The organism is Nonomuraea spiralis (genome assembly GCF_014648435.1).
GTDB lineage: Bacteria > Actinomycetota > Actinomycetes > Streptosporangiales > Streptosporangiaceae > Nonomuraea > Nonomuraea spiralis.
The window spans coordinates 125,496-138,091 of the sequence record NZ_BMRC01000017.1; the positions used below are offsets into that span (position 1 = coordinate 125,496).

General features: G+C 69.8%; 14 protein-coding genes. 11 read left to right on the forward strand and 3 right to left on the reverse strand.

Annotation, left to right across the window (positions count from 1 at the left end):
* The first annotated feature begins 4 nt into the window (after positions 1-4).
* The 5 genes from IEZ27_RS34650 to IEZ27_RS34670 are packed head-to-tail and all read left to right on the forward strand — an operon-like array spanning position 5 to position 3,954.
* A complete protein-coding gene (locus tag IEZ27_RS34650; RefSeq protein ID WP_268246104.1) occupies positions 5-319 on the forward strand; it encodes a WXG100 family type VII secretion target in 315 nt (104 codons plus the stop codon).
* 50 nt (positions 320-369) lie between these two features.
* On the forward strand, positions 370-774 hold the full coding sequence (locus IEZ27_RS34655; protein ID WP_125632558.1) for a hypothetical protein: 405 nt from the start codon (positions 370-372) through the stop codon (positions 772-774).
* Positions 775-780: 6 nt separating this feature from the next.
* A complete protein-coding gene (locus IEZ27_RS34660; protein ID WP_189651103.1) occupies positions 781-2,199 on the forward strand; it encodes a hypothetical protein in 1,419 nt (472 codons plus the stop codon).
* A 10-nt stretch (positions 2,200-2,209) separates the two neighbouring features.
* The gene (locus tag IEZ27_RS34665) at positions 2,210-2,671 is read left to right on the forward strand and encodes a hypothetical protein (protein WP_189651104.1); all 462 of its coding nucleotides are present in this window, start codon (positions 2,210-2,212) and stop codon (positions 2,669-2,671) included.
* Positions 2,672-2,676: 5 nt separating this feature from the next.
* On the forward strand, positions 2,677-3,954 hold the full coding sequence (locus IEZ27_RS34670) for a WXG100 family type VII secretion target (RefSeq protein ID WP_189651105.1): 1,278 nt from the start codon (positions 2,677-2,679) through the stop codon (positions 3,952-3,954).
* Positions 3,955-4,085: 131 nt separating this feature from the next.
* Here IEZ27_RS34670 and IEZ27_RS34675 read toward each other — a convergent pair whose 3' ends face one another.
* Entirely contained in the window at positions 4,086-5,000 is a 915-nt protein-coding gene (locus IEZ27_RS34675; RefSeq protein WP_189651106.1) for a M23 family metallopeptidase, read from the reverse strand.
* 130 nt (positions 5,001-5,130) lie between these two features.
* Here IEZ27_RS34675 and IEZ27_RS34680 point away from each other — a divergent pair, with 130 nt between their 5' ends.
* The 3 genes from IEZ27_RS34680 (at position 5,131) to IEZ27_RS34690 (ending at position 7,413) form a co-directional block, all read left to right on the forward strand.
* Positions 5,131-6,213, forward strand: coding sequence for a hypothetical protein (locus IEZ27_RS34680; RefSeq protein WP_189651107.1), 1,083 nt, complete (start codon positions 5,131-5,133; stop codon positions 6,211-6,213).
* A gap of 43 nt (positions 6,214-6,256) precedes the next feature.
* A complete protein-coding gene (locus tag IEZ27_RS34685) occupies positions 6,257-6,976 on the forward strand; it encodes a hypothetical protein (RefSeq protein WP_229824612.1) in 720 nt (239 codons plus the stop codon).
* Positions 6,977-7,149: 173 nt separating this feature from the next.
* Positions 7,150-7,413 carry a hypothetical protein gene (locus IEZ27_RS34690; RefSeq protein WP_189651173.1) on the forward strand — a complete coding sequence of 88 codons (264 nt, stop codon included), beginning with the start codon at positions 7,150-7,152 and terminating at the stop codon, positions 7,411-7,413.
* Between the two features lie 18 nt (positions 7,414-7,431).
* On the opposite strand, the gene eccB is transcribed toward IEZ27_RS34690, so the two are convergent.
* Complete coding sequence (eccB, locus tag IEZ27_RS34695) at positions 7,432-8,838, reverse strand: type VII secretion protein EccB (RefSeq protein ID WP_189651109.1); 1,407 nt, start codon at positions 8,836-8,838, stop codon at positions 7,432-7,434.
* 54 nt (positions 8,839-8,892) lie between these two features.
* Positions 8,893-10,365: an alpha/beta hydrolase family protein gene (locus IEZ27_RS34700; protein ID WP_189651110.1), complete on the reverse strand. Its 1,473-nt coding sequence runs from the start codon at positions 10,363-10,365 to the stop codon at positions 8,893-8,895.
* Between the two features lie 79 nt (positions 10,366-10,444).
* On the opposite strand from IEZ27_RS34700, the gene IEZ27_RS34705 reads away from it, so the two are divergent.
* The 3 genes from IEZ27_RS34705 (at position 10,445) to IEZ27_RS34715 (ending at position 12,579) form a co-directional block, all read left to right on the forward strand.
* Positions 10,445-11,008 carry an ArsR/SmtB family transcription factor gene (locus IEZ27_RS34705; protein WP_189651111.1) on the forward strand — a complete coding sequence of 188 codons (564 nt, stop codon included), beginning with the start codon at positions 10,445-10,447 and terminating at the stop codon, positions 11,006-11,008.
* 150 nt (positions 11,009-11,158) lie between these two features.
* On the forward strand, positions 11,159-11,710 hold the full coding sequence (locus tag IEZ27_RS34710) for an RNA polymerase sigma factor (RefSeq protein ID WP_229824613.1): 552 nt from the start codon (positions 11,159-11,161) through the stop codon (positions 11,708-11,710).
* Positions 11,707-12,579, forward strand: coding sequence for a hypothetical protein (locus IEZ27_RS34715; RefSeq protein WP_189651112.1), 873 nt, complete (start codon positions 11,707-11,709; stop codon positions 12,577-12,579). The genes IEZ27_RS34710 and IEZ27_RS34715 overlap by 4 nt, the downstream gene beginning before the upstream one ends.
* Positions 12,580-12,596: the final 17 nt, after the last annotated feature.

Consider the following 12,596-nt stretch of genomic DNA (forward strand, 5'->3'; position numbering starts at 1 on the left):
CTCGATGTCCGCTGAGCTCGACTTCACCAAAGTCAACTTTGGGCACATGGAGCTCGCCCAAAGCGACTTCATCAAGATCCTCGGCTCCTTCGAGAAGGCCACCGAAGACCTGATGGTCCGGCTGCAGACCGACCTGGTCGGTCACTGGGAGGGCTCGGACGGCGCCGAGACGTTCTTCCGGAAGCACGAGGCGAAGTGGCGGGACGCCGCCGCCCAGATGCGTACGCAGCTGGACGAGCTGCAGAAGGCCGTCCAGATCGCGAACGAGAACTACCGCGCCGCCGAGAACCGTAACAAGTCCATCTGGTACGACGGCTGACGTCTTCTTCTCGGCCACCCGCGCGGTGGCCGAGTCTGTCAGGGGGGATCATGGCAGAGCTCGAACCCGAACCGTGGCCGGGGCTCAACGACACCGACGCCGAGCTCTACTACAACGTGGGCAAGATGCGTGCCATCGCCGAGGACCTTGAGATCGCCCTCGCCCTCACCCAGGGCGCCGGCGGCAACAGGAACGGCGTCACCGGATCAATTGAGACCCTCACCACGTATTTCTCACTGGGTGAGGAGCACATCGGGAGCTGGCCGGCGGCCAGCGCCTTCGCGCGCAGCGTGGGCAGCACCGAAGCGGACCCCGGCGGCCAGGTGTCGCTGGAGGGCCGCGGGCAGCGGCTGGCCGCCCTGTACAAGGACTACGTCGAGTGTTGTCAGAAACTGGTGCAGGCCATCAGGGACAGTGCCGACGGCTACGCCAAGACCAATCCGGGCCGAGAGTGAGCAGCGTTGGCTGAGCGCAGGGTCGTAATCCGCGACACTTCCCAACGGCCGCGGAGCGAGCCGGTCACCGCCTCGCGGGAGCAGATCGAGGCATGGCTCAACGCGACCTCCGACTTCGAGGTCCATGACCGGGGCCTGTCGTACAAGAAGGTGGCCCAGGTCGTCAGAGGGGTGGCCAACGCGCTGCCCCAGATCGGCCAGGACCTGTCCGGCGCCTGGCGGTCGGACACCTCCGCCCAGGCGCAGCGGGCGCTGCAGATGCTCAGCGCGTCGGGGCAGGAGATCGCCGAGGCCATGGACAAGATGGCCGAGGCTTTGACCCTGTACGGGCGCGACTACCTGCCCGCGGCCATCGCGGAGGTGAACGCCGCCAAGAACGCCAAGACGGCGACACCGAAGCCGTCGGCCGGCGCCTCGCCGACGCCCCCGGGGACGGAATCGACCTCGCCGCCGGTGCTCAGCTCCGAGACGCACGACTCCGCCGAGCCCACGCCCGGGCTCACCAAGTCGCCCTCCGAGATGAAGGACGACGCCGCCCGGCGCGCGCTGGAGAAGCTCAACCGCCACATCGTCGACCTGTACGACTTCAAGATCCCGGACAGCGTCGTCGTCGACCTGCCGGTGGTGACGCCCGCCGACGGGCCGGCCCCCGAACGGGACATGCCGCTCGAGCAGCGCACGACGTACACCAAGGGCTCGTACTGGAACGGCGGCGGCTCCGGTGACGACGGCTCCGGCGGCTCAGGTGGTTCGGCGGGCTCCGGCGGCACGCACGGCGGAACGGGCGGCAACGGCTCCGGGACCAGTGGCGGCCGTGACGGCGGCAACGGCGGGACCGGTGGGACCGACCCCCGCCCGGGAGACCACACCCCCGGCACCGACACCCCCGGCACCGACAAACCGGACACACCCGGTACGGACACCCCCGGCACGGACACGCCGGGCACCGACCCCTCGGGCGGCCAGGGCGCCGGATCCACGACGGGCGGCGGCTCGACCAGCACGGGCGACGGCACCGCGCCCCCCGTGATCGACAGCAACGCCACCGACGACCGCGCGACCCAGTCGCAGGACGTGGACACCCGGGACCCGCGCGCCACCGAGACCGCCGGCTACCAGCCCACCACCACGCCGACCTACCCCGGAACCACGAACCAGCCGTTCGTGACCCAGCCCGCCTACCCCACGCCGTCCGCCGGGACGCCCGCGGTGATCGGCGGTCCGGGCTCGTACACCCAGGGGAGCGCGCCCGCGGCGGCGGCGCGGGGGGCGGCGGGCGGCGGGGCGGGCATGCCGTTCCTGCCGTACGGCGGCGGGGGACAGGGGCCCGAGGAGGGGGCCGCCCCGGAGACCTCGACCCTCCTGAAGGAGGACAACGACGTGTGGAGCCAGCACGAGGGCTCCATCTCACCGGTGATCGGCTAGGGAGGCGGCCATGGCACTCGAACTGGATTCCGACTGGCCCGGCCTCGAAGAGGGCAAAGACGGCAACTACACCAACCGTACCGAGGTCAAGCGCATCGCCGACGAGCTGAACGAGCTGCTCAAGAAGCTCAAGACGCCCACGACCCCGCCGGTGACGCAGTTCCTGACCGCGCCGGGAGCGAAGGCCCAGGAGCCGCAGTTGCCCGCCAACGCCGGGTCGCTGCCGGACCTCCAGCGGTACTGCGCGCTCAGCCAGAACCAGATGGGCGAGTGGCCCACCGCCATGCAGTTCGCGATGGCGATCAACTCGGCCTACTCCCAGCTGATCGGCGAACGGGGCTCCTCGGGCGGTCTGTACGCGTCCATGGTCCAGCGGGCCGAGAGCACCACCGAGGCGTTGCTGGACATCGCCAAGGCGTCGCAGGGCGCCGAGCAGGCGACCGAGGAAGCCGCCGCGCGGCAGGAGACGTAGGCACGATGGCTGAGCCCAAGAAGCAGACCTTCAAGCTCGTCTACGACAACGGCCCGCCCGACACCTCCACCCCGGAGGTCTCGTTCTGGGGCAGCCTCGGGAGCAGCACGCTCGACCAGGTCAAGAAGTGGATCGACGCGACCGACCCGAGCGCGGTCAAGCTCGCGGGCCTGTACTACTCGCGGGCCGAGACACTGCTGAACGGCGTCGCCGCCGACCTGAAGACCAAGGCGGCCGAGCTGGCCAAGAACTACACCGGCCCGGCCGCCGTCGAGACGCAGAAGCAGCTCCAGAGCCTGCACGCCAGCGTGCGCGAGCTGGCCAGGAAGCTCGGCGAGATGGGCCGGCCGCTCCAGGGGTACGGGGAGACGCTGCACTGGGCGCAGGCCAACGTGGTCGAGTCGATGGACCACGACTCGCGCTCGGACCGCGACGTGGACTGGGCCGGGCGGGTCCCGTTCTACCGGCTGTACCGGGGTGACAAGCGGGCCGTGGACCACCTCAAGAAGGTCAACGAGCGCATCGTCGAGCATTACAAGCAGCTCCCCGTCGACGTGCAGACCGCGCTGCCCGACCCGAGCGTCCCCGAGCTCCCGGACTACAACAACGGCGGGGCGAAGGTGCCGGGCGCGCCGAACCTGAACGGCGACGGCGTGCCGGACGGCTCCCCCCTCAAGGCGTTCGGCCCCGGCTCGGTGTCCGGCGACCCCGGGTCCATCGACGGCAGCCAGCCGGGTGACGGCTCGACCTCGACGGTCCGGTTGCCCGACGGCGCCGGCGGCACGGGCCCGAACGGCGCGAGCGTCGGCGCGGGCGGCTACAACGGCGGGGACAATCCGTACGGGGGGCCCGACGCCTCGGCCCTGAACAGCGGCCCGCTGGGCTCCTCGCCGGACACGACCCAGTCCGCGAACATCCCCTCCGGGCCGTCCGGGGCTGACGGCGGCACCACGAAGCTGGCCGGATACGACCCGTCGTTGTCCGGCATGCCCAACGGCGGCTACCCCACGACGTCCACGACGGGGGGCGGCCCCAACGGCGGCGGTGGGGGCACGGGGTCCACGGGCGGCTACGGAGTGGCCGGGGCGGCGCCGGGTTCCGCCGCGAGTATGCGTACCGCGGGCGCCGGCGGAGGGATGTTGTCGCCGTCCCTGATGGGCGCGGCGCCCGGCCGCGGCGGCGAGAGCGGCCAGAAGAACGACAACGAGGGCACGACCTGGCTCGCCGAGGATGATGACGTGTGGGGCGGTCCCGAGGGCACCACACCGAGCACGCTCACCTGAGCGCCGGCCCGTGCCCGTGCCCGGCTCCCGTCCCGGGAGCCGGGGCGCCGCGTCCGCGGGCCGGTCGGGCGGGGGGCGCCCGGAGGCGCCGCCCCGCTCACGGAAACGCGGTCACGTCAGCCGCGGCGCCGTCAGCCGCAGTGCTCGAAGGGGCTGTCGTACGCGGTGGAGCCGATCGCGCCGCCCCACTTGACGCAGGTACGGACGGCCTTGGCCCGGACCGGACCGGCGTAGTACTGGTAGCTGCCCGCGTCGGTGCTCCTGGCCTTGCCCTTGACCTCCAGGTAGGCCCGCACGGCGGCCTTGCCCGAGCCGCTGCTGCGCAGCGTGGTGACGCAGTTCTGGCCGGTGGAGGCCGAGTAGAGCAGCACGACCCGGCCCGCCGAGCCGAGCGGCGCGGAGTCGATCGGCTTGTAGCCGGACCCGCAGACCTGCTCGGCCGAGTACGGGTTGCTGCCGCCGCCACCGCCGGGGTTGCTGGGAGCGGGCTGGCCGCCGCCGCCTCCGCAGTTGTTGGACTTCAGGGTCTGGTGGCTGTAACCGAAGGTGGAGCCGTTGAACTTCGCCGCCACGATCGAGCCGGACGACGTGCGCTGCTCGTAGTGCAGGTGGGCGATGATGCCCTTGTACTTGGCGGAGGTGTTGCCCACCTGGCCGACCTGCTGGCCCTGGGCGACGCTCGCGCCCGCGGAGACCGCCCGCGACTTCATGTGCGCGTACAGGGAGACGCTGCCGTCGGCGTGCCGGATCTTGACCACGTTGCCGAAGCCGTCCGTGGTCCGGTACTCCGACATGATCACCGTGCCGGCGGCCGACGCGACGACCTTCCGGCCCAGGTCGGCGTTGCCGTCGTTGTACGTGCCGTTGAAGTCGATCTCGTAGCCGGCGGTGTGCGCGCTGCTGTCGTTGCTGTCGCCGGTCCAGGTCTCACCGCAGGGGAAAGGAAGCTGGTGGACGACGGCAGCGCTGGCGCTGGCCGCGCTCGTGCCGGCGAAGGGCAGCGCGGCGATGCCGCACACGCCCACTATCAGGGTCTTGATCCGCATAGGGGAAAGGCTGCCATCCTGATCAACGGCCAGTCTAGATCATTCCCGAAGTGTTCACGCTAAAAGTTGATATTTGTCGATATCGTAGCCAGGACTGTGCATAACGCAGTTTTCGGACAGGGAGGGTGAGATGGGGACGGGACAGAACTCAACCCCCGGTCTGGGGCAATATCAGCAGAGTGCTCTCACCGGCGCCACGATCCAGTACAAGGACAAGAAGATCAGCGAGCTCGGCGGCAACATGGCCGAGCAGGAACCCAACGTGGCCAAGATTGAGACGAACACGAAGGGGATCCAGGTCGACTTCCCCGGGTTCGGCATCGTCGGGATCGGTCTCTCCTACGCGCACGATCAGGTCAAGAACGGCGCGGCCGAGGCGCTCAGCGCGGCCAGGACCGCCCTGCGGGACTACAAGACCGCCCTGGAGAAGCTGGAAGCGAACTACCACAAGGCCGACACGGACAGCGACGGCATCATCAACGAGTACGGCGACGACAAGGGGCCTGGCGACGAGAAGGGTCTCGGCAACCTCGAGAGCAAGCTTGGCGGCATGCCGAGCATGCCCGACACCAAGATGCCCGACCAGAAGATTCCCGACCAGAAGATTCCGGATCAGAAGTTCCCCGATCAAAAGCTTCCTGATCAGAAGATCCCTGACCAGAAGATTCCCGACCAGAAGATCCCTGATCAGAAGTTCCCCGATCAGAAGATCCCTGATCAGAACCTGCCGAACCCCAACGCCCCTGACACCAACCTGCCGAACCCCAACGCTCCGGACACCGACCTCCCCAAGACGCCGTCCATCGAGGACCAGCTCAACCACAACACCAGCGTCCCGGACCTCGGCGTCAACAAGCCGGTCGACCCCTCCCAGACCAAGCTGTCCGGCATCGACCCCACCGGACTGAACTCCGCCATCCCCAGCCTCGGCAACATGACCGGCGTCCCGACCGACATCCCCACCTCGGGCGGCTACTCCGGTTCCCAGTCGGGCGGCGGGACCGGCATGGGAGCGGGAGCAGGGGCGGGCGCCGGCGCCGGCGGACTGCGTGCCGGCGCGAACGGCGCGTCGGGCATGCCGTTCATGCCCATGTCGGGCGGCGCGGGAGCCGGCGAGCAGAACCGCGAGCGCGAGAAGCCGGAGTACGTGCGCGGCGACGAGAACGACTGGCTCGACGACATGGACATCGCTCCGCCGGTCATCGGCGAGTGAGAAAGGGCGCGACGAGATGGGCCAATACGACAGCGACAGGTGGATGATCATCACGGCGTCCACCCAGGCCAACGCGGCGGCGGTGGTGCTGTTCCAGTACCCGATAGCCAGGAACATCGCGCTGATGATCGGCACGCTGGTGTGCAATCCGGGAAGCATCGCCGCGGCGGCCAAGGTCTGGGAGGAGGTGGCCGTCGAGCCCATCAAGAACCAGGTCGCTCAGCTCAAGCAGGAGATCGAGGAGAAGGGCTACTGGAAGGGGCCCGCCTACGTGGTGTTCAGCGACGCCGTGGACATCTTCACCGGGCAACTGGAGACCACGGAGTCGTACTTCAAGAGCGTCGGCAGCGGCGTGGACAAGATCGCCGGCCTCTACCACTTCGCCGTGCAGGTCGCGTTCTGGGTGGCCGCCATCATGACGATCGCGGCCGGTTACCAGGTGGTGTCGTACTTTTTCCCCGGCGCGGGGCAGGTCGCGGCGCGGGTGACGATCAACAGCCTGCTGACGTCGCTGGGCACGGCCCTGCGGGGCATCGTCAGCAAGAAGGTGAAGTCCGTGGCGATGCTCACCGGCCTCGTCGTCGCCGTGAACGCCATGTGCGCCATGATGACCTCGTCCATCGACAAGGGCCGTCCCAAGCCCGACTTCGCCTCGGCCGATCTGGAGTACACCAACAAGTCCAGCACCGGCGTCGGCACCCTCCAGCGCAAGAACGGCGGCATGCCGAGCGTCAACCTGCCCGGGGGAGGTCTTCTCGGATAGACGGCTCGCGGAATCTCCCGAGATCGGGGTGAAACCATCCACCGTGGTGGCAAGCAACGCTTCGAGGTGATTTACGTTGCCAACTATGCCGACATCCTTGCTATATCCGGCGGCGTACCGACTCCCATGAGGACGCCGCCGACACCCTCGCCGAGTCGCGCCGCAGTGAGCTGGTGGAGCGGCTCGGCCGACAACTCGCCGTGCGGGCGGAGCACACCGGGGCCGGCGAGGGCCTGGCGGGCGTACGGGAGGCGTTCGCGCGGCTGAGTCCCGACGACCGGGAGATCCTCGCGCCGGTCGGCTGGGAGAGGCTCGGGTCCGACGAGATCGCCGTCGTCCTGGACTTCGACCACCGGTACGTGTTGCCGGTCATCCCCGTCGCCTGCCTGGCCGCCGCCCTCGCCCATCCCCGGTGCGCGCGGCCGCAAGGCCGGTGACGCGCGCGCCGGGTCGGCTCACTGGGCCGTGACCTGCACCGGCGACCGCGCCGCCGTCGGGTCGAGCGCGGGCCCCTCCGGGATCAGATGGACGAGGTTGTAGGGCACCGGCGCGACGTCCTCGGCGCCGTAACCCAGCTTGTTGATCTGCTCCCCGGACTGCAGCGGGAACTTCCTGCCCTGGTCGGTGAGCAGGAAGTAGCTCTGCACGAACGCCTTCTGCCCGTCGCCGGGCAGCAGCCCGCCCAGCGCCGCGCCCCCGGCGGGCAGCAGCACCTGGTCGAAGTGCTCCTGGTCGCTGCGGGAGTTGGGCGCGGGGATGGTCATCGTCGCGCCGATCGTGATCTTCGCGCGGGCCGAGCCGTTCTGCGTGTCGGCGTACACCGAGCACAGCGCCGCCGCGGACGACACGGTTCTCGGCAGGCTCGTCGGCAGGCCGCCGACCGTGAGGCTCTGGCGGGAGTTCTTGGTGTTCGCGGTGGCGGCGTCGATCACGATCGGGGTGGCGGCGCGCCTGCCGTACGCGACCTTGGTCCTGGGGTCCTCGAGCAGCAGCGTGGCCTGCGTGAGGTTGACCGGCGCGAGCCCGTCGGCGAGCAGCACGTACCAGCGGTCGGGAGCCCCGCCCACGCCCTTCACCGTGTAGACCTGCCCGACGGCCCCCCTCCCGCCACCGGGGGCGACGGCCCGGTGGCCGAGGCCCGTGATCAGCGGTGGCATGAAGTCGGGGCCGGGAGGAATGGCGTTGATCCAGGTCGAAGGCACCTTCCTGGGGTGCGCGTTGAGGGCGCGGACACCGGTGTCGGTCACCTTCATACGCCGGTCGTTCCAGATCACCCACGGCTGCTGCCCGTCCGTGACGACCAGCGCCGCGCCGCCCGCGGGCGTGCCGCCGACGTCCTGGCCGCCCACCAGCGTGACGTACGGCGCCCGCGCCCCCGCCGCCTGGGGCGGTTCGGTCACGCAGACCGACCACGGGCCCTTGACCAGCTTGTCGCGGGCCGGAAGGGTGTCCGGCGCCCCCGCGATGCCCACCAGCGGCCCGCGCGGCAGCGCCGCCAGCGACGCGCCCGAGACGTTGCGCACCTTGAAGTCGGACGTGTCGAGCAACAGCAGCGCCGACACGTAGTTGGCCGTCGGCAGCAGTCGTGCCTGCTCCTGGCTGTAGACGTAGGTGGCGCCCGTCTCCTCCTCGACCAGGAGCTGGCCGGCCTCGGTCAGGTTCGTCGCGCCGCCCGGTTTGAGCAGCCCCCAGATCCCGAACACCGCCGCGATGAGCACGCCCACGAGCACACCGCAGAACATCGCCACGTTGTGCCGCCGCATCGGCGTCTCTGGCACATCAGGCTCAGCCTGCAGCAACGCCATGCCCAGGCGTTGCTGCATCAGCCGATGCGCCTGGTAGAGGTCCTTCCGGGTCTGCATCTCACCTCTCCCGTATCGCAGAGATCAGCATAGAACGCTCTATGTCAGGAACCCCTACGGAAGTAGCAAACCCCAATAGAACGCCCACGGAACGAAGACCACACCCGCCACTACGAGCAGCCCCGTACGTACCCGCTCGCCGGATGCGTCCTCCCGCCGCCACCTGCGCGCCGTGAGCACCGTGGCCACGACGGTGGCCACCGCGACGGCCTGGAGCGCCAGCCAGACGACCGGCCTGCCGGCGACCACCGGTCCGGGCGCGGCCAGCTTCCCGCCGGTGGATATGAGATAGAACAGGTAGGCGAACCCCCCGAGCACCGCCACGAGCCCTCCGGCACTCACCAGCCGCGCCGCGCCCGTGCCCGTCACACCGCCGCGCCCCCGTACGCGCCGAACCGCCGCGACGATCGGATAGCCGGCGAACCCCACCAGGAACAGCACCAACGCCACCAACTGCATGAAAGCCGACTCCCACCACGCCGGAGGCGGCACCCCGACGGAGTCGTCCGCCTGGACCGGCGCGGGCCCCGACACCTCCGCGACAGGCGCCTGTCCCGAGGTCGCCTTCGCCACCCAGCTCCCGACCAGCTCGGGGTAGCCGGGCGCCAGCTCGGGCAACCGCGTGACCCCGCCGTCCGGAGTCCGGTGGGCCGCGTGATCGGCCCCCTCGAAGAACCGGAACGTGTACCTCTTGTTGCCCCCCTTCTCCAGCGCCGCGCGGAACAGCGGCGGCGTCTCCCGGGGTGGGGTCAGCAGGTCGTTCGTCCCCCAGATCCCGAGGACGGGCTGCCGTACCGCGCCCAGAACCGGTTCAGGATCGAAGTAGGGCGCCGGGAACATCCCTCCGTCCGCGATCACCCGGTACAGGTTCGGCTCGGCGTGGTCGACCAGCGACCCGCCGGCCCCCGCCTTGCGCAACCCGGCCGCCACGGCCCACGTCTGCTGCCGCAACGGCTGCAACGCGTTGGCCCCGACCACCACCACGAACGCGATCTCCTTGGACCGCGAAGCCGCGAGCGGCGCCACCCACCCGCCTTCGCTGAGCCCCCAGACGCCGACCTTGCCGGGATCCACCCCCGGCTCCTGCCGCAGCGTCCGCACCGCTCCGAGCGCGTCGTCGGCAAGCTGGCCGTACGACCGCTGGTACAACGAATACCCCTCCGAACGCTTGTCGTAGATCAGCACCGACAACCCCTGCCGGGCGAAGGCGACCGCCTCACCCAGCAACTTCTCCCGCCGCGTCCCCGTCCCGGCCCCATGCACCAGCACCACTCCGGCCCGGGGAGCCGTTGCGGCCTTGGCCGGGCTGATGACGCTGCCCCGCAGCTCCAGCCCTCCGCTACCCCGGAACGCCACCTCATGGGCCGTCAGATCATCGGGCACCACCGGTCCCGTACTGAGGCTTTGCGCACTGTGCTCCGCGGTGGCGAGGCCGGTGCCGCCCAACGCGGGCGTACCGAGCAGCAACAGAGCGCTGCCCACGGCGGTGAGCGTCACGGCAGCGGAGGCCGTAAAGATTCTTCGCATGCTGCCGACAGTAGTCTGCAGAGATTTCTCGGCAAAGGAATGTCTGCAGATATCGTTCTCAAGGACTAGCCTGCTCGTCATGAAGGATGACGAGCCGCTCGTGCTCAACGACCCCGACAGGCTCAAGGCCCTGGCCCATCCCATGCGGCGCCGCATGCTGACCCACCTCAACATCCACGGCCCCGCCACCTCGACCACCCTCGGCGAACTGCTCGGGGCCAAGACCGGCACCACCAGCTACCACCTGCGCCAACTGGAGAAGTACGGCTTCATCGAAGAGATCCCCGAACGCTCCTCCGGCCGCGAACGCTGGTGGCGCCGCGCCCAGCTCCCCAGGGACATCCGCTTCCCGTCACCCGGCGAGCTCAGCCCGGAGGACCAGGCCGTACTGACGGAGTTCCACCGGATCGGCCTGGAGGAGGACCGCGCCCTGCTGGAGCGTGTCCCGGCCGCGTACCGGTCCGACCCCGACTGGGTGAAGGGCTCCCGGGGACTGGCCCGCATGACCAAGGAGGAGCTGAACGAGTTCCACGACGCCTACGTGGCATTGCTCCTGAAATACAGCCACCCGGCGGACGAAGCCCCATCCGGCGCCCGCCCCTTGTACGTCCGCATGTACACCCTCCCGGCCGACGAGGACTGAACTCGCCGCCGGCGCGGTACGACTCCTGATCCTCTCCTGCCTCCCGCGCATGTGGACGTCTCTTCGTCCGGGCCTGAAATTCCGCCGACGCCCGCGGACATGTGGAGAACGAAGCCCAAAAGCGTTGGGAAGGCCCGATGAGGATGACACGTGGATGAAACAGACAGCCAGCACCGGTTCGAGGCCATGTACCGGCAGACATATGACCAGATCCTTGGTTACGTCGTGCGGCGGTGTTCCTCTCCCGAGGACGCGGCCGATGTCGTGGCCGAGACCTATGTGATCGCCTGGCGGCGCATGGCGGAGCTGCCACAGGGCGAGGCCGGAAAACTCTGGTTGTACGGCGTCGCCCGGCGCGTCCTGGCCAACCACCGTCGTGGCGAGCGGCGCAGAGCCACCCGGCACGCCGAGCTCACGGCCGAGATCGGAGCCCTCTACGCCCGGCCCGCTCCCCAGATCGGGACCGACGAGGTCGGCGAGGCCATGAACCTGCTCTCCGACGATGATCGCGAACTCCTGGCCCTGTCCATATGGGAGGAGCTCGACCCCGGAGAGATCGCCAAGGTGCTGGGCTGCTCACGTAACGCCGCCCGCATCCGCCTGCACCGGGCCCGCAAGCGCTTCGCCAAGGCATTGGAGGAAGCCCGCCCACCCTTGCGCCGCCTCGAAGCGCGGCCGCTCATCGAGAAGGAGTCACGGTGAACAACGACCTGATCTACAAGAGTCAGGCCAGGGTCCTGGACGAGGACCTGGCCGGCCGCGCGTCCACCTCGGGGGCGGACGCGCTGCTGGCGGAGATCGTCCGGCTGGAGCGGACGCAGGAGCGGCAGGAGGCCCGGCGACGGTTCACCCGGTCACCCCGCCGCGCGGTGCTGGGCCTGGCCGCTGCGGTCGCCCTTGCCGGAGCGTTCGTCGTCGTGCCGTCCTTCTTCAGGGGCGCCGAGCAGGTGTACGCCAGCCAGGCCGTGACCATCGACCGCGACGGTGACTCCTACGTCTTCTACATCACGGACGGCGATCCCGATCCCGCCGAGTTGCAGAAGGCGTTCCAGAAGGTCGGGCTGGACAACGTCACGGTCAAGCTGATCCCCGTCTCGCCGCAGCAGCGCGATCCTGTCGTCGGGTTCGACAAGACCGATCCCGACGCTCGCATGTCGTCCACCCTGTCCGACTGTCGTGAGCGGGTCGAAGGGTGCCTGTCGGCCTTCAGCGTCACCGCCGACATCAAGGGCGCCGCGGAGTTCAGGCTCGGCCGCCCGGCGAAGCCCGGCGAGAAGTACGCCTACCCCGCCGATGCGAGCTGGCCGGGCGAAGCGCTGGCCGGAGTGAAACTCCAGGGGCGCTCGGTGGCCGAGGCGGTGGGGGTCGTACGCGAGCACGACCTGAAGGTGTCCTACACACTCGAGTGGCCGCTCCGTGACGGGGGCGTCGGCGTCCGCTACGAGCTGGGCGTGCCCGCCTCCCGCATCGACCCGAGTTGGAAGGTGGCGACAGCCGTGACCTACAACGACGGCGTGATCATCCTGCACGTCGAGCCGGGAGCGGGCGCGACCCCACCGCCGGGGTTCTGAGCCGGCGAACGGGCAGG